Origin of the sequence: Streptomyces endophytica (genome assembly GCF_026153355.1) — a bacterium.
Classification (GTDB): Bacteria; Actinomycetota; Actinomycetes; order Streptomycetales; family Streptomycetaceae; genus Streptomyces; species Streptomyces endophytica.
Genome location: NZ_CP110636.1, coordinates 2,308,655 through 2,333,668 on the forward strand (window position 1 = coordinate 2,308,655; position 25,014 = coordinate 2,333,668).

The 25,014-nt window shown below is 69.8% G+C and carries 10 protein-coding genes, 3 rRNA genes and 5 pseudogenes; 15 read left to right on the top strand and 3 right to left on the bottom strand.

Features of this window, described 5'->3' with window-relative positions:
- The first annotated feature begins 527 nt into the window (after nt 1-527).
- A pseudogene (locus OJ254_RS10420) lies at nt 528-2,619 on the top strand (asparagine synthase-related protein).
- A gap of 271 nt (nt 2,620-2,890) precedes the next feature.
- Here OJ254_RS10420 and OJ254_RS10425 read toward each other — a convergent pair.
- Both OJ254_RS10425 and OJ254_RS10430 read right to left on the bottom strand, forming a co-directional pair.
- Nucleotides 2,891-4,712 (bottom strand): annotated as a pseudogene (locus OJ254_RS10425) (sigma-70 family RNA polymerase sigma factor).
- Nucleotides 4,713-5,217: 505 nt separating this feature from the next.
- Nucleotides 5,218-6,065, bottom strand: a pseudogene (locus OJ254_RS10430) (TetR/AcrR family transcriptional regulator).
- 480 nt (nt 6,066-6,545) lie between these two features.
- On the opposite strand from OJ254_RS10430, the pseudogene OJ254_RS10435 reads away from it, so the two are divergent.
- Together OJ254_RS10435 and OJ254_RS10440 are read left to right on the top strand one after the other, a co-directional pair.
- Nucleotides 6,546-7,922: pseudogene (locus OJ254_RS10435) on the top strand (NAD(P)/FAD-dependent oxidoreductase).
- 308 nt (nt 7,923-8,230) lie between these two features.
- Nucleotides 8,231-10,051, top strand: a complete 1,821-nt coding sequence (locus tag OJ254_RS10440) for an ATP-binding SpoIIE family protein phosphatase (RefSeq protein ID WP_265362118.1) — start codon at nt 8,231-8,233, stop codon at nt 10,049-10,051.
- A 52-nt stretch (nt 10,052-10,103) separates the two neighbouring features.
- Here the strand turns inward: OJ254_RS10440 and OJ254_RS10445 are convergent, their stop codons facing one another.
- Nucleotides 10,104-11,408: an MFS transporter gene (locus tag OJ254_RS10445; RefSeq protein WP_265365111.1), complete on the bottom strand. Its 1,305-nt coding sequence runs from the start codon at nt 11,406-11,408 to the stop codon at nt 10,104-10,106.
- Nucleotides 11,409-11,604: 196 nt separating this feature from the next.
- On the opposite strand from OJ254_RS10445, the gene OJ254_RS10450 reads away from it, so the two are divergent.
- From OJ254_RS10450 to OJ254_RS10505, 12 genes and pseudogenes are all read left to right on the top strand, one after another.
- Nucleotides 11,605-12,165 (top strand): MarR family winged helix-turn-helix transcriptional regulator, encoded by a 561-nt coding sequence (locus tag OJ254_RS10450; protein WP_265362119.1) that lies wholly within the window; start codon nt 11,605-11,607, stop codon nt 12,163-12,165.
- Nucleotides 12,166-12,870: 705 nt separating this feature from the next.
- Nucleotides 12,871-14,399, top strand: a 16S ribosomal RNA gene (locus OJ254_RS10455).
- 303 nt (nt 14,400-14,702) lie between these two features.
- Nucleotides 14,703-17,825 (top strand): 23S ribosomal RNA (locus OJ254_RS10460).
- Between the two features lie 76 nt (nt 17,826-17,901).
- Nucleotides 17,902-18,018 (top strand): 5S ribosomal RNA (gene rrf / locus OJ254_RS10465).
- The 16S, 23S and 5S rRNA genes sit together here, the layout of an rRNA operon.
- Nucleotides 18,019-18,079: 61 nt before the next feature.
- Complete coding sequence (locus tag OJ254_RS10470; protein WP_265362120.1) at nt 18,080-18,742, top strand: HAD family hydrolase; 663 nt, start codon at nt 18,080-18,082, stop codon at nt 18,740-18,742.
- A 154-nt stretch (nt 18,743-18,896) separates the two neighbouring features.
- A complete protein-coding gene (locus OJ254_RS10475) occupies nt 18,897-20,201 on the top strand; it encodes an MFS transporter (protein WP_265362121.1) in 1,305 nt (434 codons plus the stop codon).
- Nucleotides 20,170-21,345: an acetoin utilization protein AcuC gene (locus OJ254_RS10480; RefSeq protein ID WP_265362122.1), complete on the top strand. Its 1,176-nt coding sequence runs from the start codon at nt 20,170-20,172 to the stop codon at nt 21,343-21,345. The genes OJ254_RS10475 and OJ254_RS10480 overlap by 32 nt, the downstream gene beginning before the upstream one ends.
- A 101-nt stretch (nt 21,346-21,446) precedes the next feature.
- Entirely contained in the window at nt 21,447-22,262 is an 816-nt protein-coding gene (locus OJ254_RS10485; RefSeq protein ID WP_265365112.1) for a phosphatase, read from the top strand.
- Between the two features lie 86 nt (nt 22,263-22,348).
- Nucleotides 22,349-22,486: pseudogene (locus tag OJ254_RS10490) on the top strand (excisionase family DNA-binding protein); the annotation flags it as partial.
- 120 nt (nt 22,487-22,606) lie between these two features.
- The gene (locus OJ254_RS10495; RefSeq protein WP_003948845.1) at nt 22,607-22,705 is read left to right on the top strand and encodes a 30S ribosomal protein bS22; all 99 of its coding nucleotides are present in this window, start codon (nt 22,607-22,609) and stop codon (nt 22,703-22,705) included.
- A 200-nt stretch (nt 22,706-22,905) separates the two neighbouring features.
- Nucleotides 22,906-23,955, top strand: a complete 1,050-nt coding sequence (locus OJ254_RS10500) for an NAD-dependent epimerase/dehydratase family protein (RefSeq protein ID WP_265362127.1) — start codon at nt 22,906-22,908, stop codon at nt 23,953-23,955.
- Nucleotides 23,956-23,969: 14 nt separating this feature from the next.
- A complete protein-coding gene (locus OJ254_RS10505; RefSeq protein ID WP_261956937.1) occupies nt 23,970-24,962 on the top strand; it encodes a lysophospholipid acyltransferase family protein in 993 nt (330 codons plus the stop codon).
- Nucleotides 24,963-25,014: the final 52 nt, after the last annotated feature.

Genomic DNA, 25,014 nt, shown 5'->3' on the forward strand with positions numbered 1-25,014 from the left:
ATTCCCCGCGGGTGACGGTCCGGTCCGGGGGGCGTAGCCCGCTTCCCGGACCGTCGCGCAGGCCGTCCACCGTAGGATCGTGCCGCCGGTTGACATGAGGCCCGTAGTTGTCAACTGCGCTGTGCCGTACGGACTTTGGCCGAAAACCGACGGGTGACGATTTCGCGCCGCGGCGCGTCGAGGAGCGCCGCGCGGGCGCCCCGGGGGCCACACGGGGGGCCTACCGGGGGCGAGTTGGCGCAGCGGCGGAGCAAGTACCACATCAAGATGACCAGTTGTCGGTTTTGCCGACACGTTGCGCCACGCCGCGCCGCGGGTGGGCCGTCGACCCTCCGCGCCCGCCGCCCGCCGTCCGCCGTGAACTGCCCGTATACGTCCCGCTCCGACGTCTCCGCCACGCCGTTGTCATGGCAGCATGGTCGCCACTACGGGCGGCACGGCCGTCACGACAGCTCGGCGACAGCTTGGCAATCCGCTGTACGGGGCGGCCGTTGGCCCTGGCGGGCGGGAATTCGGGTGGAGGCGGCATGCGCTGGTTGGTGGGGTGGAGCAGTGCCGCCACGAGGCCGTCCGCCGCGGACCCGGACGGCGTCGGGAGCAGCACCGTCCTCCCCGTGGGCGCGCACCTCCTCTGGGGCGACCCGGACCCCCTGTGGGCGGTCGGCGACTGGCGGCCGGACGAGGTCCGCGTCGTCCAGGCCGACCCCGAGACCCGGCTCGCCGTCTTCGGCATCTGCGGGGCCACCGACGACCAGCTGCGGGTCGGCCTGTACGCGGCGCGCGGGGGCGCACTGCGGCACCTCACCGCCTGGTCCGGCAGCTACACCGCGGTCGTCCAGGTAGGACGGCGGATCACCGTCACCGGCGACCTGGCCGGCGCCCGCCCCGTCTTCCACACCCCGTGGGCGGGCGGCACCGCCTACGCCACCGCCGCGCTGCCGCTCGCCGACCTGATCGAGGCAGCCTCGACATCGGCCACCTCGCCGCGCTGCTGGCCTGCCCCGACGCCCCCGAGGCGCTCGGCGCCGGCACCCCGTACGAGGGCGTCCGCCGGATCCCGCCCGGCCACGCCCTGGTGCTGCGCGGCGGCGCCAGCGAGATCACCTCCTACGAGCCGACCGCCTCGCTCGCCGTCGCCGCACCCCAACTCCCGCCGGAACAGGCGGTGGACGGGGTCCGGGACGCGCTCGTCGAGGCCGTCCGCGCCCGGCTGGCGGTCCCCCGGCACGCCCCGGACCCGGACGGGCTCGACGGCCTCGACCCCGGCCCGGTGCCCGGCATGGGCCCGCCGAGCGGCGTGCGGCCCGCGGCGCGCCGGCCCCGGGCGTCGGCGCCGACCTCTCCGGAGGCAGCGCGTCCGGAACCCTCGCCCTTCTGGCCGCCGGTCTGCCCGGCCGCCCCGGACGCCTCAACGGCCACGGGGAACGCCTGCTGGCCGTCACCTTCAACGACCGCGCCACCAATGGCGCGCGGCCCACCACGACGCCGAACTGGAGCGGGCCCGCAGCATCGCCGACAACCCGCGGCTGCACCACGTCGTCGTCGCCGCCGGCGAAGAGGCCCTCCCGTATGCCGACCTCGACAGCGGCCCGCTCACGGACGAGCCCGGGCCCTCCCTGACGGTGGCGAGCCGCCACCGGCGCCGGCTGCTGGCCGGCAGCGCGGACCACTTCGTCGGGCACGGCGCCCGGCAGGTCCTCGACGCCCACCCCGCCCGGCTCGCCGACCTGCTCATGGACCGCCGCCGGCGCCATCTGCTGCGGCCGGTCACCGCACTCGCCAAGGCGGACGGCCCGTCCGCCCAGTCCGTCCTGGTGCCGTTCACCGTCTACCGGGCCGCGCGGCGGCTCGCCCGTACGCCGTATCCGGAGGGCATCACGGAGGCCGCGCGGCGCCTGCTGGAGCGGCAGTTCGCCGACGAGCCGGTGACCGGCGGGGCGGTGGACGCCTCGCTGGCCGCGCTGACCTGGTGCCGTCCCGGTCCCGCGGCGCGCTGGCTGACGGGTGAGGCGCTGGCCGAAGTATCGGTTCGCCTCAGCGAGGCGGCGTCCCGAACGGCCGCGGTCGGGCGCCCGGTGAGCGGCGGGCCCGCGCGGCGCTGGCCCGGCAGGCCGCCGACCACCGGGTCTTCGAGCAGGCCGCGGAGGTCCGCAGCCAGCGGCTGCACGCGCCCTTCCTCGACAACCAGGTGGTGCTCGCCTGCCGCGCGCTCCCGGACACGCTCCGGGTGCAGCCGGGCGCGCGGGCCGCCGTCCTGCGCTCCGTACTGGCCGGCGCGGGCGTACGGGACCTGCCGCCCGGCTGGGGCGCGACCTCGCACGTCACCCACGCCGCGGCGGTACGCGCCGGGCTGCGCGGTGCGGTCGGCGACCTGGTGCAGCTCTTCGACGCGCCCCTGCTGGCCGATGCCGGCCTGATCGAGGCGCGGGTGGTCCGCACCGCCCTCCGGGCGGCGGCCGAGGGCGCCGCGCTCCCGATGGACGGGCTGGCGGAACTCGTCGCCACGGAGCTGTGGTTGCGCCGCTGGTCGCCCGCCGCGGCAGCTGCTGGACCGGGGCGGAGGCGCCGCGCCAGAAGGCGGTCGCGGGCGGAGTGGTGCCGCGCGCCCGGTTGTCCTGAGGGGCCCGCTGCGCGGACGGGCACCGGGCACGCTCGCGGTGCCCGCCTCTCCGTAGGTGCCCGCCCCTTCCCGTAGGCACGCGGCCGCCCCTGAGCGGGGCTTCCGGGAGGGCCGGTTCCGCCCGGGTCGCGGGCGGCGCGAGGCGTGACGCCGGGCGCGCGGCCTGTGCGCCGGGCAGGGCCGCGCGTGCGACGGCGGGACGCAAGGGGGCACGCCCGGGGCGTACGCCTGGAAGCCCGTCCGTGGGCGTCGCTCGCGCCGCCGGCCGACTCAGCGGCAGGTGATGCGGGCCTCCGCCCAGTCGCCCAGGGCCACCGAGTCCAGGGGCGTCGCCGGGTCGACGACGAGGCGCAGGGTCCGGTGGCCGGTCAGGGGGACGTGGACCGGGACGGCCCGCTGATCGCCGTGGACCACCGCGGACCGCCAGAGCCGCTCGCCGTCCGCGTATACGGAGAAGCGCAGGGCGCCGATCCCCATGCTGAGGTCGTCGACGCCCACCACGGCGTCGTAGGAGGTGCACGGACGGTTGAGGTCGATGAGGACCGACGACCCGGCGTGCATGGTCGCGCCGTGTGCGTAGGTCGTCCCGGCGATCTTCGGCGACCGGCGCTGCCACAGCCAGCCGCTCCCCAGGGTGCGCACCTCCGGCTGGCTGCCGTCGCCCATGAAGTCGTGGTCGAGCGCGGCGACCTGGTACGTGGTCGGGGCGGGCTCCGGCGGCTTCGGGTGGTGCCGGGGCGGCTCGGGCGCGGGCGTCGGAGGCGGAGTCGGTGCGGGCGGATGGGGGGTGGGCGTCGGAGTGGTGGGCGCCGGGCGGGACGGTGCCGAGTGGGGTGCCGACGGGTGCGACGGGTGCGACGGGGCCGGCTCGGCGGTCGGGGCGGCGCCGGCCGCCGGTGGCAGCGGCTTCGCCGGGGCGGGCGACGGATGGCGCGGCGCGGCGGGGGCCGGCCGCTGCGGCTCGGCCCGCGGTGCGGCGCCGGCGTGGGGCCGCCGCCGGCCAGCGCGAGCGCGAGCGTCACACCGGCCACCGCAACCCCGACCCCGATGCCGACCTTGACCGGGGCGCCGAGCCCCTCACTCACGGCGGCGCCGCCCGCACCACCCGCGCCGCCCGCCGTACCGGAACCGCCCGTGGCCGCGGCGGCCGCACCCGCCCCGGCCGCACCCGCGACCCCGGCCGCCGCGGCGGCCGTCTTCACGGCGTACCCGGCGGCGAACCAGCCGATGACCGCCACCGGCAGCACCGCGCCGATCCGCTCGTTGACGTGCTCGACCTCCAGCGCCGCGGTACGGCACCGGGCGCAGCCGTCCAGGTGCTCGCGCAGGCCCCGTTCGGCCCGCATCCGCAGCCCGCCGCGGCGTACGCGCCGAGCCGGTCGGCGTACCGGGCGCAGTCCCCGCCGGCGGTCAGCGACTGGCTGACGTGGGCCTGCAGGTACGCCTGCTTGAGGCCCTCGCGGGCCCGGTGCGCCAATACGGCGGTGGCGTTCGCGGTCAGCCCCAGCAACGGAGCGACCTCGCTCGGCGACTCGTCCTCGACCGTGGTGTGCCACAGCACGGTCTGATAGCGCTCCGGCAGGCTGCGGAACGCCCGCACGGCCATCGACTGCTCGGCCTCGTGCAGGGCACGCACGTCCGCACCCAGGTCCAGGGTGCCGTCGTCCAGCGCCGCACCGTCCGCGGAGACCGCGAACACCGCGAAGTCCTCGACCAGCTGCTCGCGCCGGGCGGTCTTCGCCCAGGAGGCGGCGACCCGGCGGACGGTGGTCAGCAGATAGGCGCGGACCGCGGTGCCGGGGCCCGCGCCGCCGCGCACCGCCTGCAGCGTCCGGGCGAAGACCTCACCGGTCAGGTCCTCGGCGGTGTGCTCGTCGCGGCAGCAGTGCCGGGCATAGCGCCGGACCGCGTCGGCGTGCCGGCGGTACATCTCCTCGTACGCACTGTCGTCGCCGGCCCGCATGCCGGCGATCAACTGGTCGTCGGACGGCGGGAATTGATCCGCCTCGCCGGCTCCTCGCGCGGCGTCCCGGGAGCCCCCCGGACGGCCGTGCGGCGCCGGCCGGCCGGCCCCGTCGCGCTGCGGCGGCACGCTGGGGCCGTCGCCCGCCGGACCGCCGGCGCGGGCATGCGTCCGGCCGGCCCGCCCGTCGGCGCGGTGGTCCCCAACGGCCCGGTCTGCCCGGGCACCTGAGGGGACGGCGCCGTCCCGGACCCGCCCGGCCCGGTCTCGCCGTCGCGTTGCTCGTCCCGCCCGTCAACACCCATCGCCGAGGCCCCCGAAGCCGCCGTCACACCCGAATACCGCGCAAAGCGTGCCACATCGGGCGGCGGCGCCTCAGGGCCTCGTCCGTCAACCACTCATCCGAGGGGAGCGTCCGTCCGCCCGCACGGGCGTTCACCCGTACGGGCCATATGGCGCAATCGGGTCATACGGCGCGGGAAACCCGTACGGACCACTTTGCCGGCCGAGATCGCGGGCCGAGCTCACCTCGCGCACGAGAGCGCGAGACGCCCCCCGTGGTCCGTCGGTCCGGTCCCGCCGGCTCCGGGGCACGAGGCCACCAGGCCGCCCCACCGGGACCGGACCACCGACGTCAGCGTGCGGGCCGCGAGCGCAGACCCTCCAGCAGGATCTCCAGCAGCCGTGCGGAGGCGGCCTGCTGCTGACCGGGGTCGGGCAGCGCGGGCGCGCCCGTGGCGATCACCAGCAGCACGTCCGAGACCGTCACGTCGGGCCGCAGCTCGCCGGCCGCCCGGGCGCGCTCCACGAGCCGCCCGACGACCTCCAGCAGCGCCTCCGCGCCGTGCGTCGTCTCCGCCGCAACGGGCGCCGGTTCGGCCGCCGGGCCGTCCTCGGGCCGTGCCGCTCGACCAGCCGCAGGTCGGCCGGCCCGCCGTCCGGACCGGGCGCCATCCGCTGCTGCGGTACCCGGGCCTCGCCGAGGCCGTCCGCCGCCGCGTCCGCCCGGTCGGCCTCCGCGCTCACCCGCAGGATCCCCGGCGGCAGCAGCCGTCCGGCGCCCGAGGCGACCGACGTCCGCAGGAAGCGGGACAGCGCCGACCACGGGTCGTCCTCCTGCCCCAGCGCCGCACGCGCCTGGTCCGTCAGCCGGGAGGTCTCCTCCTCGGCTATCCGGCGGACCAGGACGTCCTTGCTCGGGGAAGCGGCGGTAGACCGTGCCGACCCCGACCCGGCGCGCCGCGCCACGTCCTCCATGGGCGCGCCGTAGCCCAGCTCGCCGAACACCTCGCGGGCGGCGCGCAGTACGTGTTCCAGATTGCGCTGGGCGTCGACCCGCAGCGGTGTGGTCCGTCCGCCGCGCCGCGCCCGTACCGGCACCGAGGCCGCCGCCGACCCCGTTGCCAGTTCCCAGCGCTGTCCCCAGCGCTGTTTCCGTTGTGGCCGTGTTGTGCCGTTGCTGCCGTCGGTGGCGTGTGCCATGGCGACGGCTGTCGGCCATTGAGAGCCCTGAATGGTCATAGTGATCCCCCGGTAATGACGTCTCCCCCCGGAGACTCCCCGCCCTGACTGCCGGGACGCACCGACGAAAGGGTGCACCCCAACGAGATACGAACATAGTTGAGCCCGCGTCAAGATTGAAGGGGGCCTTCCGCACGGTGCGCCCCCCGATCGGCCCAACGGACTGATCCGCCCGGATTATGCCCCCGTACGCTTTCCGCCACCCGCCCGCTGACCAGCGCAGCTGTGGCCCGGCGGCCCGCGAAGCGGGGCTCCGTCCCCAGGGCGGCCCTTGGTCATACATTTCGCCGGGCCTGTGGACAAAGGCGCTGCGGGGTGCGTCATGGAACAGTGCTGCGCTTTCCCGGGGAGCGCGGCACCCGAGGGTGGCCGCGCCGCCGCCGGCCGCCTGATCCGCCGGCACGGCCAGGTCGACAGCGCGAGGAGAACCCCTGTGAGGCTGTGTCTTCGAACAACGTGGCCCGCATTCTCGTCGTCGGCCGGTGGCTACGTGGGGATGTACACCGCCCTGAACCTGCAGCGGAGACTGAAGCAGCAGCTGCGGGAGGGCTCCGTCGAGGATCGTGGTCGATCCCGATCCGTATATGACATACCAGCCGTTCCTGCCCGAGCCGCGGCCGGTTCCATCTCCCCGCGCCACGTGGTCGTCCCGCTGCGCCGCGTCCTGCCGCAGTGCACCGTGGTGGTCGGCGAGGTCACCGACATCAACCACGACGAACGCCGGGCGACGATCGCCACCCTGTCGCCGAGGAAGACCGGCGACGGCGCCATCGAGGTGGTCTACGACGAGCTGGTTCTGGCCCCCGGCTCGGTCTCCCGCGCCCTGCCCGTCCCGGGCCTGGCCGAATTCGGGCATCGGCTTCAAGACCGTCGAAGAGGCCATCGGGACTGCGCAACCACGTCCTCGGACAGCTCGACATCGCCTCCTCCACCCGCGACCCGGCGGTCCGCGACGCCGCGCTGACCTTCGTCTTCGTCGGCGGTGGCTACGCGGGCGTGGAGGCCCTCGCCAACTGGAGGACATGGCCCGCTACGCCGTCCGCTACTACCACAACATCAAGCCGAGGACATGAAGTGGATCCTGGTCGAGGCGACCGGCCGGATCCTGCCCGAAGTGGGGCCGGACATGGGCCGCTACGCCGTACGGGAGCTGCGCGGCCGCAACATCGACGTACGGCTGGAGACCCGACTGGACTCGTGCGAGAAGCGCGTCGCCCAGCTCAGCGACGGCTCCCGCTTCCCCACCAGAACGCTGGGTGGACCGCCGGCGTCAAACCCCACCCCATCCTGGCCGCGGCCGACCTGCCCCTGACCGACCACGGCCGCCTCAAGTGCAATGCCACGCTCCGGGTGGACGGCGTGGAAACACGCCTGGTCGGCGGGCGACGCCGCGGCGGTCCCCGACCTGACGGCCGAACCGCCCGCCAAACCCGACGAGCCCCGCCCCGTGTGCGCGCCCAATGCCCAGCACGCCCTCCGGCAGGCCAAGGTGCTCGCCGAGAACGTCGCGGCCACGGTGTGCGGCGGCACGGTCCAGGACTACCGGCACAAGTACGTCGGCTCGGTGGCCTCGCTCGGCCTGCACAAGGGCGTCGCGCACGTCTACGGGCGCAAGCTGCGCGGCTACCCCGCCTGGTTGATGCACCGCGCGTACCACCTCGGACGGGTGCCGACCTTCAACCGAAAGGCCCGGATCCTGGCCGAATGGACCCTCGCGGGCCTGTTCAAACGCGAGATCGTCTCGCTGGCTCGCTGGAGAACCCGCGCGCCGAGTTCGAACTCGCCGCGGGCACCGGCCGGCACAACGAAGCCAGTTGACGCGCCGTGGGGACAGGGATTTTGACGTGACGTCAGCCCCGGGCGGGCCGGTGGTTGCGGAGTACGGAACTCCACACCGGCCGCCGGGCGTCTGACGGATGTCCGTCCGGTCGGCCACACTGGACGTGTGACCATGGGTGGGCTCGTATCTGCAAAGAGTGACAATCACGAGGATTCTGGACGTTTGCTGCATTCCGCAAAAGGGCGCCGAGAGTGCCCCCCAACCCTCCCCCGGCCCGCGGCCGGGAGGCCCCGCCATGCCGACGGCCCGATCCCGCGCGACGACGCGAAGTAAGAGGTACCCCTCCGTGATCTTCACGCGCTGGAGCGCCAAACTCCCCGGCACGCAGCGGCGCGCCGCCGCGCGGTCCGACCGCGCCGCCGCCCGCCCCGCCGCCGGCACGCCGGCCACCCCGCCCACCGCGGCCCCGGAGCCCGCCGCCCCGTCCGCGGCCGCGGACGGCACCCCGACCGCCCCGACGGTCGCCACCACCACCGGCTCTGTCCCCGCCGCCCGCGCCGAGCGCCCCGACCCGGCATCCGCCCAGGAAACCGCGCCCGTGCCCCTGTCGCCCACCGTCGACGCGCTCTCCGTCCACGACATCCTCGGCACCATCCCCGCCCTGGTCGCCGTCGTCTACGGCCCCGAGCACCGCCTCGCCTACGTCAACGGCGCCTACGCCTCCGTCTTCGGCCCCCGCCCGGCCGGCCACACCGCCCGCGAGGCCCTCCCCGAACTCGACGCGCTCGGCCTGCTCCCCCTGATGGACCAGGTCCTGCGCAGCGGCAAGCCCCGTACCGTCAAGTCCCGCAAGGTGCCCGGCGGGGCCGGCGGCGACCGCTCCCGCGACGGCTACTACACCTTCACCTGCACCCCCATCGAGGTCGCCGCCAGCGGCCCGGCCCCCGACCCCGAGGTCGCCTGCGTCGCCCCGCACAAGGGCGTCCTCGTCTTCGGCGCCGACGTCACCGACCAGGTCGAGTCCGCCGAACGGCTGCGCGCCAGCGAGGCCCGCCAGCGCGAGGCCGCGGTCACCCTCCAGCGCTCCCTGCTCCCCCAGGAGCTCGAACAGCCCGACGACCTCCGGGTCGCCGCGACGTACCAGCCCGGCGGCACCGACGCCGCGGTCGGCGGCGACTGGTACGACGTCATCACCCTCGGCGCCGGCCGCACCGCCCTGGTCATCGGCGACGTCATGGGCCGCGGCGTGCGCGCCGCCGCCGTCATGGGCCAGCTGCGCACCGCCGTCCGCGCCTACGCCCGCCTCGACCTCCCGCCCCACGAGGTCCTGCAGCTCCTGGACGGCCTGGCCGCCGAGATCGACGCCAACCAGATCGCCACCTGCGTCTACGCCGTCCACGACCCCAACGAGGGCCGCCTGGTCTACGCCTCGGCCGGCCACCTGCCCATCCTCGTCCGCGACCCGGACGGCACGGTCCGCCGCGCCGCCGAACCCACCGGCCCGCCCCTGGGCACCGGCGGCTGGCTGCACACCTCCGGGTCCGTCACCCTCGGCCCCGGCAGCAGCGCCGTCCTCTACACCGACGGCCTGGTCGAGCGCCGCGACAAGGACATCGACGACGGTGTCGAGGCCCTGGAACGCGCCTTCGCCGGCGCCGCCGGCGAGCCCGACATCGTCTGCGACCGCCTGCTCCGCTCCCTGGGCATCACGGCGGCCCATGACGACGACGTCGCCATCCTCGTCCTCCAGCACCCCGAGCGCAGCGGCCACGACGCCGAGCTCTTCCACAACGCCGCCCTGGAACTCCACGGCGGCACCGAAGCGGCCCCGCGCGCCCGCGCCTTCGCCTCCGGCGTGCTCGCCTCCTGGCGCTTCTCACCGGAACTGCACGACCTCGGCGTCCTGGCGGCCAGCGAGCTGGTGGCCAACTCCCTCCAGCACGGCACGCCCCCGATGCGGCTGCGCCTGCGCCGTACGGACCGCCGCCTGATCGTCGAGGTCACCGACGGGGACGACCACCTCCCGCGCCGCCGCCGCGCCGAACCGGCCGACGAGGCCGGGCGCGGCATCTCCATCGTCGCCACCATCGCCTCGTCCTGGGGCTCCCGCCGGACACCGGGCGGCGGCAAGGCGGTCTGGTGCGAATTCGCCCTGCCCCGGAACTGATTCGGCCGCGGACCCCCCACGGGACCGCGGCCGAAGACCACTTGCCGGGCCTCTAGGCCCCGCAGACCACCGACTCCGCCTCGGCCGGCACCCGCGCCGCGGGAACCACCGCGGCCGGCGCCGTCCGGTGCGGGTTGTCCTGCCAGGGCCGCAGCATCCGGCCCACCCGCAACGACAGCGCGGTGATGCCCAGCGCACACACCACCAGCATCACGATGTACGCGGCGTACATGCCGTGACCGACCATCAGGGCACCGACCGCCGGGCCGACCGCCAGCGCCAACTGCTTGACCAGCGCGAACGCCGAGTTGTACTGGCCGATCAGCGAGGCCGGCGCCAGGTCCGCCACCAGCGGCGCCACCGTCGGCGACAGCATCGACTCACCGATGCCGAACAGCGCGTACGTCGAGATCAGCAGCGTCGTCGCCACCGCCTGCGCGCCGTGCACCAGCCCGGACAGCCCGGCGGCCAGCCAGGCCACCGTCCAGACCATGCCGACCAGCGCCATGACCCGGCTGCGGCGCCGCCGCTCGACCAGCTTGAGCACCACGAACTGCGCCGCCACGATCGCCGCCGTATTGGCCGCGAGCGCGATGCCCAGGCTGGACGGCGGTATGCGGGTCACCTCGGTCGCGTACGCGGCCAGCCCCGACTCGAACTGCCCGTAGCAGGCGAAGAACAGCACGAACCCCAGCAGGCAGACCCACATCATCCGCCGGTCGGCGAACAGCGCCCGCCAGGCGCCCGCGGGCCGCTCCTCGCTCGGCACCGCGTCCTCGACCTTCGGCACCCGCGGCAGCCGTACGGTCGCCACCGCCGCGCCGAGCACCAGGAACATCACGGCCTCGATGGCGAACAGCCGCACGAAGCTCGACGCGTGCGACTCGTCGACGAGCAGCCCGCCGACGAGACCGCCGACACCCAGCCCCAGGTTGTTCAGGAAGAACTGGGTGGCGAACGCCCGCGACCTGGTCACCGTCGTCGAGCACCACACGATCATCGTCGCCAGGGCCGGCTGGACCACCGCTATACCGGCACCCAGCGCGGCCGCCGAGGCGATGACCAGCGGTTCGGTCGACGACAGCCCGAGCCCCAGGGAGCCGATCGCGGCGGAGACCGTACCGAGGACGGCCACCGGGAGGGGACCGCGCCGGTCGATCGCCCGACCGGTCAGCGGCAGCACGGCCAGCGCGGCCACGGCCAGCATCGCCAGCACGACACCGGCCGTACTGGCACCAAGATCGCGCACCTTCGCCACATAGACGTACAGATACGGAACCGTGAAGCCGTTACCGAACGCGCTCAGCGCGTTCCCGAGCTGGATCCGGCGCAGCGCGGCGCCCATCGCGGTGGTCACACTCACCTACCTAGGTCAGGTCATCAGAGACAAGGGACAGTCGAAGGAGCTGGACAGACACCAGGGCGAGACGCGCGACCCGGACGGTTGCCATCCGGACGGTCTCACCCTGAAGACTTCAACTCTAAACTTCGAAGCTAAAGAGTACACCGAGAAGAACTTCAACGCCAATCACTTTCATGTCATACTGCGCCGCATGCCTGAGCCCTCCGATGCGGCCGCCGACGCAGCCGAGCCGTCCCTTGAGGAACAGATCGCGGCCTACCAGCGCGAATTCCAGGACCTCGACCCCCAGGTCGAGCAGGTCGTCTCCGCACTCCAGCGCCTCAACCGCCGGATGAACGTCGCCTACGGGCGGCAGACCGCGACCCTCGGCATGAGCAACGCCGAGTGGGAGGTCCTCAAGGCCCTCGTCGTCTCCGGCGCCCCCTACCGGATGGGCCCCGGCGAACTCGCCAAGCACCTCGGCCTGACGCCGGCCGCGATGACCCACCGCATCGACCGGATGGCGAACGAAGGACTGGTCACCCGCGAACGCGACGAGAACAACCGCGTCCGCGTCATCGTCGAACTGACCCACGAGGGCCGCGAGAAGTGGCTCGCCGCGATGCGCCTCGCGACGGTCTTCGAGGAGGACCTCCTCCAGGACCTCTCCGGCGAGGAGCGTCAACTCCTCGGCCAGGTCCTCACTCGCCTGCTGCGCCGGGTGGAAGAGGCCCAGCCGGACGCCGGCGGACGCCTGACCGACCTCGACTGACGCGCGGCCCGACCAGCGCGAGTTGACACCGGTCACCCCGATCTGTAGTGTCCTCCGAGTTGCCACAGCGCCGGAACGGTTCTGCGGCAGCCCTTCCGCCGCCTCGCGGCACACCACTACTGCACGGTCCCTCACCGGGAACAATTTCGGCATGCCGAAATTCGGACCGCGGCGCGATTATGCGTCGACGAGGAATTCCGCTAACGTAGTGGACACGCCGAAAGGCGCGGCAAAACCCCCTCCGACGGGGAATCGGAAACGAATTCGGACCGGTCAACGGAACGAACAAGATCTGATAGAGTCGGAAAGGCCGAAAAGCGAAAGCGAAGCGGCCGAGCCCGCTCCAACAGGGCGCCGGAGACGGAAACGGATCTGGTAAGGTTGGAACCGCGAAGAAGCCGAAAGGCCGAAACGCACCGGCGAAAATCAGGACCGCGAGGATCTGATAGAGTCGGAAACGCAAGACCGAAGGGAAGCGCCCGGAGAGCCTGGTGAAACAGGCACAAAGGAAGCGTCCGTTCCTTGAGAACTCAACAGCGTGCCAAAAGTCAACGCCAGATATGTTGATACCCCGTCTACCGGACCGGATGGTCTGGTGACGAGGTTCCTTTGAAGAAAAACACAGCGAGGACGCTGTGAACCGAGGGATTATTCCTCCCTCTGGTTCCGCTCAACGCGAGTGTTCACCGGGAGTACCCGGAAGCATTCACGGAGAGTTTGATCCTGGCTCAGGACGAACGCTGGCGGCGTGCTTAACACATGCAAGTCGAACGATGAACCTCCTTTGGGAGGGGATTAGTGGCGAACGGGTGAGTAACACGTGGGCAATCTGCCCTTCACTCTGGGACAAGCCCTGGAAACGGGGTCTAATACCGGATACGACACGGGGTCGCATGACCTCCGTGTGGAAAGCTCCGGCGGTGAAGGATGAGCCCGCGGCCTATCAGCTTGTTGGTGGGGTGATGGCCTACCAAGGCGACGACGGGTAGCCGGCCTGAGAGGGCGACCGGCCACACTGGGACTGAGACACGGCCCAGACTCCTACGGGAGGCAGCAGTGGGGAATATTGCACAATGGGCGAAAGCCTGATGCAGCGACGCCGCGTGAGGGATGACGGCCTTCGGGTTGTAAACCTCTTTCAGCAGGGAAGAAGCGAAAGTGACGGTACCTGCAGAAGAAGCGCCGGCTAACTACGTGCCAGCAGCCGCGGTAATACGTAGGGCGCAAGCGTTGTCCGGAATTATTGGGCGTAAAGAGCTCGTAGGCGGCTTGTCGCGTCGGATGTGAAAGCCCGGGGCTTAACCCCGGGTCTGCATTCGATACGGGCAGGCTAGAGTTCGGTAGGGGAGATCGGAATTCCTGGTGTAGCGGTGAAATGCGCAGATATCAGGAGGAACACCGGTGGCGAAGGCGGATCTCTGGGCCGATACTGACGCTGAGGAGCGAAAGCGTGGGGAGCGAACAGGATTAGATACCCTGGTAGTCCACGCCGTAAACGTTGGGAACTAGGTGTGGGCGACATTCCACGTCGTCCGTGCCGCAGCTAACGCATTAAGTTCCCCGCCTGGGGAGTACGGCCGCAAGGCTAAAACTCAAAGGAATTGACGGGGGCCCGCACAAGCAGCGGAGCATGTGGCTTAATTCGACGCAACGCGAAGAACCTTACCAAGGCTTGACATACACCGGAAAACCCTGGAGACAGGGTCCCCCTTGTGGTCGGTGTACAGGTGGTGCATGGCTGTCGTCAGCTCGTGTCGTGAGATGTTGGGTTAAGTCCCGCAACGAGCGCAACCCTTGTTCTGTGTTGCCAGCATGCCTTTCGGGGTGATGGGGACTCACAGGAGACTGCCGGGGTCAACTCGGAGGAAGGTGGGGACGACGTCAAGTCATCATGCCCCTTATGTCTTGGGCTGCACACGTGCTACAATGGCCGGTACAATGAGCTGCGATACCGCGAGGTGGAGCGAATCTCAAAAAGCCGGTCTCAGTTCGGATTGGGGTCTGCAACTCGACCCCATGAAGTCGGAGTTGCTAGTAATCGCAGATCAGCATTGCTGCGGTGAATACGTTCCCGGGCCTTGTACACACCGCCCGTCACGTCACGAAAGTCGGTAACACCCGAAGCCGGTGGCCCAACCCCTTGTGGGAGGGAATCGTCGAAGGTGGGACTGGCGATTGGGACGAAGTCGTAACAAGGTAGCCGTACCGGAAGGTGCGGCTGGATCACCTCCTTTCTAAGGAGCATCTAGGCAGCCGCAAGGTTGTCCAGAGCCATAACGCAGGCGAATGTCCTGCGGTGGTTAGCTCATGGGTGGAACGTTGACTACTCGGCACACTTGAGAGACGAGCGTTAGTACTGCTTCGGCGTGGAACGCGGTTCGTTGGTCAAGGGTGTCGGGCACGCTGTTGGGTATCTGAGGGTACGGACTGTGAGTCTGGACCTTCGCGATGCCGGCCCCAGTGAACTCAGCCTTCGGGTTGGGGTGGTGGGTGGCTGGTCGTTGCTTGAGAACTGCACAGTGGACGCGAGCATCTGTGGCCAAGTTTTTAAGGGCGCACGGTGGATGCCTTGGCACCAGGAACCGATGAAGGACGTGGGAGGCCGCGATAGGCCCCGGGGAGCTGTCAACCGAGCTTTGATCCGGGGGTGTCCGAATGGGGAAACCCGGCAGTCGTCATGGGCTGTCACCCGCTGCTGAACACATAGGCAGTGTGGAGGGAACGCGGGGAAGTGAAACATCTCAGTACCCGCAGGAAGAGAAAACAACCGTGATTCCGGGAGTAGTGGCGAGCGAAACTGGATGAGGCCAAACCAGTCACGTGTGATACCCGGCAGGGGTTGCGTGGTTGGGGTTGTGGGATCTCTTTTCTACAGTCTGCCGGCTGTGGGACGAGTCAGAAACCGTTGATGTAGGCGAAGGACATGCGAAAGGTCCGGCGTAGAGGGTAAGACCCCCGTAGCTGAAACGTCAACGGCTCGTTTAAGAGACACCCAAGTAGCACGGGGCCCGAGAAATCCCGTGTGAATCTGGCGGGACCACCCGTTAAGCCTAAATATTCCCTGGTGACCGATAGCGGATAGTACCGTGAGGGAATGGTGAAAAGTACCGCGGGAGCGGAGTGAAATAGTACCTGAAACCGTGTGCCTACAAGCCGTGGGAGCGTCGCGTTGAGTCTTCGGATTCAACGTCGTGACTGCGTGCCTTTTGAAGAATGAGCCTGCGAGTTTGCGGTATGTTGCGAGGTTAACCCGTGTGGGGAAGCCGTAGCGAAAGCGAGTCCGAATAGGGCGTTGAGTAGCGTGCCCAAGACCCGAAGCGGAGTGATCTAGCCATGGGCAGGTTGAAGCGGAGGTAAGACTTCGTGGAGGACCGAACCCACCAGGGTTGAAAACCTGGGGGATGACCTGTGGTTAGGGGTGAAAGGCCAATCAAACTCCGTGATAGCTGGTTCTCCCCGAAATGCATTTAGGTGCAGCGTCGTGTGTTTCTTGCCGGAGGTAGAGCACTGGATAGGCGATGGGCCCTACCGGGTTACTGACCTTAGCCAAACTCCGAATGCCGGTAAGTGAGAGCGCGGCAGTGAGACTGTGGGGGATAAGCTCCATGGTCGAGAGGGAAACAGCCCAGAGCATCGACTAAGGCCCCTAAGCGTGTGCTAAGTGGGAAAGGATGTGGAGTCGCAGAGACAACCAGGAGGTTGGCTTAGAAGCAGCCACCCTTGAAAGAGTGCGTAATAGCTCACTGGTCAAGTGATTCCGCGCCGACAATGTAGCGGGGCTCAAGCACACCGCCGAAGTCATGTCATTGCAGCATTAGGACCAACGTCTGCTGTGATGGGTAGGGGAGCGTCGTGTGCCGGGTGAAGCAGCCGTGGAAACGAGTTGTGGACGGTTCACGAGTGAGAATGCAGGCATGAGTAGCGATACACACGTGGGAAACGTGTGCGCCGATTGACTAAGGGTTCCTGGGTCAAGCTGATCTGCCCAGGGTAAGTCGGGACCTAAGGCGAGGCCGACAGGCGTAGTCGATGGACAACCGGTTGATATTCCGGTACCCGCTTTGAAGCGCCAAACATTGAATCAGGCGATGCTAAGTCCGTGAAGCCGCCCTGAGCTCTTCGGAGCGTAGGGGAGTGGTGGAGCCGACGAACCAGACTTGTAGTAGGTGAGTGATGGGGTGACGCAGGAAGGTAGTCCAGCCCGGGCGGTGGTTGTCCCGGGGTAAGGGTGTAGGCCGTGTGGTAGGCAAATCCGTCACACGTTAAGGCTGAGACCTGATGCCGAGCCGATTGTGGTGAAGTGGATGATCCTATGCTGTCGAGAAAAGCCTCTAGCGAGTTTCATGGCGGCCCGTACCCTAAACCGACTCAGGTGGTCAGGTAGAGAATACCGAGGCGTTCGGGTGAACTATGGTTAAGGAACTCGGCAAAATGCCCCCGTAACTTCGGGAGAAGGGGGGCCATTGCTGGTGATGGAATTTTCTTCCTGAGCTGGTGGTGGCCGCAGAGACCAGCGAGAAGCGACTGTTTACTAAAAACACAGGTCCGTGCGAAGCCGTAAGGCGATGTATACGGACTGACGCCTGCCCGGTGCTGGAACGTTAAGGGGACCGGTTAGTCATGATTCGTCATGGCGAAGCTGAGAACTTAAGCGCCAGTAAACGGCGGTGGTAACTATAACCATCCTAAGGTAGCGAAATTCCTTGTCGGGTAAGTTCCGACCTGCACGAATGGCGTAACGACTTCTCGACTGTCTCAACCATAGGCCCGGTGAAATTGCATTACGAGTAAAGATGCTCGTTTCGCGCAGCAGGACGGAAAGACCCCGGGACCTTTACTATAGCTTGATATTGGTGTTCGGTTCGGCTTGTGTAGGATAGGTGGGAGACTTTGAAGCATCAACGCCAGTTGGTGTGGAGTCATTGTTGAAATACCACTCTGGTCGTGCTGGATGTCTAACCTGGGTCCGTGATCCGGATCAGGGACAGTGTCTGGTGGGTAGTTTAACTGGGGCGGTTGCCTCCTAAAGGGTAACGGAGGCGCCCAAAGGTTCCCTCAGCCTGGTTGGCAATCAGGTGTTGAGTGTAAGTGCACAAGGGAGCTTGACTGTGAGACTGACGGGTCGAGCAGGTACGAAAGTAGGGACTAGTGATCCGGCGGTGGCTTGTGGAAGCGCCGTCGCTCAACGGATAAAAGGTACCCCGGGGATAACAGGCTGATCTTCCCCAAGAGTCCATATCGACGGGATGGTTTGGCACCTCGATGTCGGCTCGTCGCATCCTGGGGCTGGAGTCGGTCCCAAGGGTTGGGCTGTTCGCCCATTAAAGCGGTACGCGAGCTGGGTTTAGAACGTCGTGAGACAGTTCGGTCCCTATCCGCTGTGCGCGTAGGAGTCTTGAGAAGGGCTGTCCCTAGTACGAGAGGACCGGGACGGACGAACCTCTGGTGTGCCAGTTGTCCTGCCAAGGGCATGGCTGGTTGGCTACGTTCGGAAAGGATAACCGCTGAAAGCATCTAAGCGGGAAGCCTGCTTCGAGATGAGGGCTCCCACCTCCTTGAGAGGGTAAGGCTCCCAGTAGACGACTGGGTTGATAGGCCAGATATGGAAGCCGGGTAACCGGTGGAGTTGACTGGTACTAATAGGCCGAGGGCTTGTCCTCAGTTGCTCGCGTCCACTGTGTAGGTTCTGAAGTAACGACCGTTGAGTCATGCTCCGGTTGGTTAACTTCATAGTGTTTCGGTGGTCATAGCGTTAGGGAAACGCCCGGTTACATTCCGAACCCGGAAGCTAAGCCTTTCAGCGCCGATGGTACTGCAGGGGGGACCCTGTGGGAGAGTAGGACGCCGCCGAACAATCTTTGTGGGAAGCCCCGCACCGTATGGTGCGGGGCTTTTCTGCGTTTAGGGTCAGGGCATGCGCTATGACCTGGTCATCTTTGACAACGACGGGGTGCTCGTCGATAGCGAGCCCCTGTCCAACACGATTCTGGCCGGTTATCTCACCGAGCTGGGGCATCCCACGTCGTACGAGGAATCGATACGCGACTACATGGGCTCGGCGATGCACCGCGTTCACGAAATCGTCCTGGAGCGGACCGGGCGGCGGCTGCCGGGGGACTTCGACGAGGTTTTTCACGGGCGGGTCTTCGCGGCCTTCGAGCGGGAGCTGCAGCCGGTGCCGGGGGTGACGGACATCTTGGAGAAGCTGGCCGCGGACGGCATTCCGTACTGTGTCGGTTCGTCCGGGAGTCATGAGCGGATCCGGGTGGGGCACCGGACGACGGGGCTGGACCGGTGGTTCGGGCCGGAGCGGGTCTTTTCCTCGCAGGACGTGGGGCGGGGGAAGCCGGCGCCGGATCTCTTCCTGCATGCGGCGCGCGAGATGGGTGTGGCGCCCGAGCGGTGCGCGGTGGTCGAGGACAGTCCGCTGGGGGTCCAGGCGGCGGTGGCGGCCGGGATGGACGTCTTCGGGTTCACGGCGATGACGCCGGGGGCGAGGCTCGCGGAGGCCGGAGCGACCGAGCTCTTCGGCCGGATGACCGAGTTGCCGGACCTGTTGGTGCGCCGGCGCCCTTGAGGGAGTGAGCGCTGAGGGGGCGGGGGCTGACGGCTCGGCTTGAGGGGCGACCGGGGTCACGGGGGTGAGGGGGTGTCACCCGTCGGGCGGAGGTCGGAATTGGTGGTGTGATCCATCTACCCAGCGGTAGCCGGGAGTTCTACGCTGAGCGGCCATGACGGCCCCTCTGGTACCGGGAGCGCAGCTGCGGCACGGCCGGGTCTCGCTCGCCCTCAGCTTCTTCGTCCAGGGTGCGGTCTTCGCCCTCCTCGTGACGCGCATACCGGCGATCCAGGACCGGTACGGGATTTCGGACGGGCTGCTGCCGGCGTTCCTGGCGGCGGTGCCGGTGCTGGCCGGCGTCGGCAGCGTGGTCACCGAGCAGTTGGTGAAGCGGGTGCGGCCGAGCCGGGTGCTGCGGTGCGTACAGCCGGTGGTGTGTCTGGCGCTGCTGGCCGTCGGTTCGGTCGGGTCGATGGCGCAGGTGGCCGTGGCGCTGGCGGTGTTCGGGCTGGCGGTGGGGGCGTTGGACGCCTCGATGAACATGCTCGGGGTGAGCCTGCAGCGGGCGTACGGGCGGAGCATCATGCTCGGCTTCCACGCCGCGTACAGCCTGGGCGGCATCGTGGGGGCCTCGCTGGCCTGGGCGGGGGCGCACTGGAAGTTGTCGCTGGGCCTGCTGTACGGGCCGGTGGTGGCGGTGCTGGTGCCGCTGGCGGTGGTCGTGGGCCGGTGGTTCGTGGACCAGCGGGACGTGGCCGGGCCCGGGCCGGTGCAGCCGGCGGAGGCCACCGGTGGAGCCCCCTCCGCCTCCGGCGCACCCTCCGCCCCCGTGGCTCCGGCAGCCCCTGTCGCGGCGGTCGCGCCCGTCGCGATGCGGCTGCTGCTGCCGTTGTGTCTGGTGATGGCGTTCGCCTATATAGGCGACTCGACGGTCTCCAACTGGAGCGCCAAGTATCTGCAGGACGTTCTGGGGAGTTCCGAGCAGCTCGCCACGGTTCCGTACAACGTCTACATGGTCACCACGCTGCTCGGGCGGGCGGTGGGGGACCTGGGGGTGCGGCGCTTCGGGGCGGTCGCGGTCGTGCGGTGCGGGACGGTGGTGGCGGCGGCCGGCTTCGCGGTGGTGGCCGCGGCGCCGGGGGCCTGGGCGGGCATGGCGGGGTTCACGCTGCTGGGGCTGGGGCTGTGTGTGATCGTGCCGCAGACGTTCGCGGCGGCCGGGCGGTACGCGTACGACAGCCAGGGTGCCGGGGCTTCGGACATGGCCATCGCGCGGCTGAACATCTTCAATTACGTGGGCTTTCTGATCGGTTCTCCGTTGGTGGGGGCGCTGGGCGACGCCTGGAGCTATCGGGGGGCGATGCTGGTGCCGATGCTGCTGGTCCTGGTGACGCTCGTGTATGCCCGCTCGTTCGGTGCGCCGCGGGCCGGATACGGTGACAGGCATGAGCGGCCGCGCACAGCTGATGTGGGATGAGGCAGTAACGGGCTACAACTTCGGGCCCGGGCACCCGATGGACCCGGTCAGGCTCGCGCTGACCATGCGTTTGGTCGAGGCGTTCGAGCTGGACCGCGGGCCGCTGGAGGTCGTCGCGGCCAAGCCGGCCGGGGACTCCACGCTGCGGCTGGTGCACCGCCAGGACTACATCGATGCGGTCCGCCGGGCGTCGGCGGATCCGGCGGCCGCGGATCTCGCGTACGGGCTGGGGACGGCCGACGATCCGGCGTTCGCGGGGATGCACGAGGTGTCCGCGCTGATCGCCGGGCAGTCGGTCGGGGCCGCGGAGGCCGTCTGGCGCGGCGATGCGGCGCACGCCGTCAACTTCGCCGGCGGGCTGCACCACGGGATGCCGGGCGGCGCGTCCGGTTTCTGCATCTACAACGACGCGTCGCTGGCGATCGCCCGCCTGCTGGAGCTGGGCGCCGAGCGGATCGCGTACGTCGATGTGGACGTCCACCACGGTGACGGGGTGCAGGCGGCGTTCTGGGACGATCCTCGGGTCCTGACGATCTCGCTGCACGAGCATCCGCGGACGCTGTTCCCGCAGACCGGCTGGCCGGAGGAGACCGGTGGGGAGGGCGCGGCCGGCAGTGCGGTGAACGTGGCGCTGCCCGCCGGGACCGGCGACGAGGGCTGGCTGCGGGCCTTCCACGCGGTGGTGCCGGAGCTGCTGGGCGCGTTCCGTCCGCAGGTGCTGGTGACCCAGCACGGCGCCGACACGCACTTCGAGGACCCGCTGGCGCACCTCGCGGTGAGCCTGGACGCCCAGCGGGCGGTGGCCGAATCCTGTCACTCGCTGGCGCATGAGCACGCGGACGGGCGGTGGGTCGCGCTCGGGGGCGGCGGCTATGCGGTGGTGGACGTGGTGCCGCGCAGCTGGACGCATCTGACGGCGATCGCGGCCGGACGGCCGATCGAGCCGACCACCCCGGTGCCGGAGTCCTGGCGGCACGAAGTCTTCCGGCGGACGCGCCAGTTGGCGCCGCAGCGGATGACGGACGGCCGGACGCCGCGGTGGCGGGACTTCCTCGACGACGGTTACGACCCGGCCGACCGGCTGGACCAGGCGGTGCTGGCCACCCGGCGGGCGGTGTTCCCGGCGCACGGTCTGCTGCCGTAGCGGAGGCCGGCGGAACGGGGCGGCGGGCGCATGCGCCCGGATGTGTGACTACCCGTCGGTTGGGGCATCGACCGGCCGGCCAACGGGTGAGCATGGACGGCGTGTTGGCCACCGGGGAGCTGCGGGCGCATCTGATCGGGGCGCGGCTGGCGGGGACGATCGCGACGACCCGGGAGCAGAGTCTGGGGCGCTACCGGCTCTTCGCGGCGCGCGATCCCCGGGTGCTGCTGGGGCTGGACCCCGAGCGGGAGTGGCCGCTCAGCGCACTCCTGGGACTGATGGGGCGGAAGTGCGGGGTTTCAGTCGATCCCGCGCACACTTCCGGCCCGGGCGTGATCGATCCGGATCGTACGATCGCCGCGCTCGACCGGTTCGCCGACCGGATCGGTCTCGCCGCGGACCGCGCGGAGCCGGTGCTGCTCGGCACCGGACACCCGGAGGCGTTACTGGAGTTCTACGCCGGGCTCGCAGACGCCCTCTCGGCGGCGGGCTGCCCCCTCCTCACCCCGGCGTATGGCGTCCGTGTCGACATAGCGACCCGGTTCGGCGTACGCACCCGGGCCCTGGGCTACGTACGGGGAGTCGCGATGTTGCGAGAGACCGGCGTGCGGGGCGCGTCCGCGGCGGGGGGCGTACACACCCATTCTCCGCTGCCGGTACGGACCGTTCTGGCGGCCGCCGCGGACGCCGGAGGGCCGCTTCCGGGGCTGGTGATCGGGGACCACGGATGGGCCTGCGGGGCAGGTCAGCTGGGCATTGAGGCGATCGCGCTGGCGGATTCGGACGACCCGGCTCCGTTCGTCGGGCAGGCCGAGGGACGGCTGTCGGAGGTGGTCCCGCTCGACGACGCCGTCCCGGCCGCGTCCTACCGGCCGCTCATGAGCTATGTCCTGGATCGTGTCGGTCTGTCATATTAGGCGGCTGTTCGCTGCTCCTCTTCCCCACTCGCATCACCCGCCCCTAATCTGGGGAGTGAGCGCATAGCGACGAAGAGTCACCGGAAGTGTCCAAGATGACCGTGTACCGCTTGGTGCACAGCGGTCATCTGCCCGCGATTCGGGTGGGGAGGTCGTTCCGGGTTCCGGAGCAGGCGGTGCACGACTATCTCCGGGAGTCCTACGTGGGGGTGGAATCGGCCTGACGGACACCTCGCCGACCCTCGGATTACGCCGTTCGCCCGGCGCCGGGTAGGCTGGCCCGATGTAGGTAGTGTGGGCTCGGACGCCCCGCACCGAGTGATTCGAAGTGAGCGAGGGTAGTCGTGGGCTCTGTTATCAAGAAGCGGCGCAAGCGGATGGCCAAGAAGAAGCACCGCAAGCTGCTCAAGCGCACCCGTGTTCAGCGTCGTAACAAGAAGTAAGCGACGCTGATCGCGATTTCGCAGCCCCCCATCGCCTTGGTGCGGTCGGGGGCTGCGGCGCGTTGTGGGCCGTATGGACGGTGGTGGGACGGAAATGTCGTCGTGGGCATCCCGTGGTCATCACTGCGCAACACCGACCCGATAGCGTTGCCCGCACAGCTGGGCTACGCGCAGGTCGCGGCGGGAAGGTAGGGCTGATCTTGGGCAAGGTCGTGCTCGTCACGGGAGTCGCACGGCAGCTGGGCGGCAGATTCGTCCGCCGGATCCAGCGCGATCCGGACGTCGACCGGGTGATCGGGGTCGACGCCGTGGCACCCGAGCACCATCTCGGCGGCGCCGAATTCCTCCGGGCCGACATCCGGCACCCGGCGATCGCCAGGGTCCTGGCCGAAACCGGCGTCGACACCGTGATCCATATGGACATCAACGGGACGCCGTTGGGCAAGCGCGGCGGCCGCACCTCGGTGAAGGAAACCAACGTCATCGGGACGATGCAGCTGCTGGGCGCCTGCCAGAAGGCCCCGAACGTCGAGCGCGTGGTCATCAAGTCCAGCACCAGCGTCTACGGCTCCGCGCCCCGCGACCCGGCCGTCTTCACCGAGACCACCACCCCGAAGTCGCTGCCCAGCGGGGGCTTCGCCAAGGACATCGTCGAGGTCGAGGGGTACGTCCGCGGCTTCGCCCGACGCCGGCCCGACGTCGCCGTCTGCATCCTGCGGTTCGCCAACATCCTCGGGCCGTGCGCGGATTCCCCGCTCGCCGAGTACTTCTCGCTGCCCGTGCTCCCCACCGTCCTCGGTTACGACCCGCGCCTGCAGTTCGTCCACGAGGACGACGCCCTCGACGTGCTGCGCATCGCCGCCTCCGCGCCGCGCCGGGGCACGCTCAACAGCGGCACGTTCAACATCGCCGGCGACGGCGTCCTGCTGCTCTCGCAGACCTCCCGCCGGCTCGGCCGGCCCACCCTGCCGCTCTTCCTGCCGACCGTGACCTGGGCCGGCACCGCGCTGCGGTCCGTCGGCATCACGGACTTCTCGCCGGAACAGATCCGGCTGCTCACGCACGGCCGGGTCGTCGAGACGACGCAGATGCGCGAGACACTGGGGTTCCACCCCAAGTACACGACGGCGGAGGCCTTCGCGGAATTCGCCCGCAGCCGCGGACCCGGGCTGCTGCCGCCCGAGTCCCTCGCCCGCACCGTCGACCGGCTCGCCGGCGTGTTCACCGCACGCCGGACCCCGGCCCAGTGAGGAGGTCACCCACCATGGCGGACGCCAAGGTCATTCCGTTCGGCGAGGAGCCCCGGGCGCGCCGGAAGGCCCGGCGGGCCGGGCGCGGCGGGCGCGGTACGGCGCTGGCGCCCGTACCGGAGGCCCGGACCGAGCACCCGCCGGCGGCACCCCCGCCGCCGCGGCCGCGCTCCCTGGACGAGCGGATCGCGGGCGGACTGGCGTTCCTGCGCCGCCGGATCACCGGCGACTACGAGGTCGACGACTTCGGCTACGACGAGGAGCTGACCGACCAGGTCCTGATGTCGCTGCTGCGGCCCTTCGCCGAGAAGTACTTCCGGGTCGAGGTCAAGGGGATCGAGAACATCCCCGCGGACGGCGGGGCGCTGGTCGTCGCCAACCACTCCGGGACGCTGCCGCTGGACGGCCTGATGCTGCAGGTCGCGGTGCACGACAACCACCCGGCACAGCGTCACCTGCGGCTGCTGGCGGCCGATTTGGTGTTCGTGCTGCCGGTGATAAACGAGCTGGCGCGCAAGGCCGGGCACACCCTGGCCTGCGCGGAGGACGCCCAGCGGCTGCTGGAGCGCGGCGAGATCGTCGGGGTGATGCCGGAGGGCTTCAAGGGCATCGGCAAGCCCTTCGCGGACCGCTACAAGCTGCAGCGCTTCGGGCGGGGCGGCTTCGTGTCGACGGCGCTGAAGGCCGGCGTGCCGATCGTGCCGTGCTCGATCGTGGGCGCCGAGGAGATCTACCCGATGATCGGGAACGCCAAGACCCTCGCGCGGGTGCTGGGGCTGCCGTATTTCCCGATCACGCCGACGTTCCCGTGGCTGGGGCCGCTGGGCGCGGTGCCGCTGCCGACGAAGTGGACGATCCAGTTCGGTGAGCCGATCCCGACCGACGGCTATCCCCCGGAGGCGGCGGACGATCCGATGCTGATGTTCAACCTCACCGACCAGGTGCGCGAAACGATTCAGCACACCCTCTACAAGCTGCTGGTGCAGCGGCGTTCGGTGTTCTTCTGACGGCGACGCCCGGCGGCGGCGCGTCCCGTGAAGGGCATCGAACGCCGCCGCA

Coding starts and splice junctions, on each gene's coding strand:
- OJ254_RS10470 (WP_265362120.1), top strand. CDS start 18,080: ATGCGCTATGACCTGGTCATCTTTGACAACGACGGGGTGCTCGTCGAT.
- OJ254_RS10505 (WP_261956937.1), top strand. CDS start 23,970: ATGGCGGACGCCAAGGTCATTCCGTTCGGCGAGGAGCCCCGGGCGCGC.
- OJ254_RS10450 (WP_265362119.1), top strand. CDS start 11,605: ATGCCTGAGCCCTCCGATGCGGCCGCCGACGCAGCCGAGCCGTCCCTT.
- OJ254_RS10480 (WP_265362122.1), top strand. CDS start 20,170: ATGAGCGGCCGCGCACAGCTGATGTGGGATGAGGCAGTAACGGGCTAC.
- OJ254_RS10475 (WP_265362121.1), top strand. CDS start 18,897: ATGACGGCCCCTCTGGTACCGGGAGCGCAGCTGCGGCACGGCCGGGTC.